General features: G+C 55.2%; 1 protein-coding gene. It reads left to right on the plus strand.

All coding sequences use genetic code 11. The annotated features are described in order from the left end of the window. The coding region (locus tag NR121_RS25115; protein ID WP_256832152.1) for an IS3 family transposase at positions 1 to 261 on the plus strand (261 nt) is incomplete at both ends.

Below are 261 nucleotides of genomic sequence, written 5' to 3' on the forward strand. Positions count from 1 at the left end.
TCAAGCGCCAAGCTGAGCTGCTGTCTGTGAATCGTACCAGCATCTACCGACCGGCCAAGGAGCAGCGCGAGAGCGAAGAGAATGTGCTGCTCATGCACCGGATCGACGAAATCTATATGAAGCATCCCTACTATGGCTACCGCCGCATGACACGAATTCTTCGCGATCAAGGTTTTGAGGTCAATCGCAAGCGCATACGCCGTCTGATGCGGATCATGGGGCTTGAGGCCGTTTATCCCAAGCCGAATCTGAGCAAGCGCC

Source organism: Paenibacillus sp. Pae15, from assembly GCF_024519685.1.
GTDB classification, from domain to species: Bacteria; Bacillota; Bacilli; order Paenibacillales; family NBRC-103111; genus Paenibacillus_G; species Paenibacillus_G naphthalenovorans.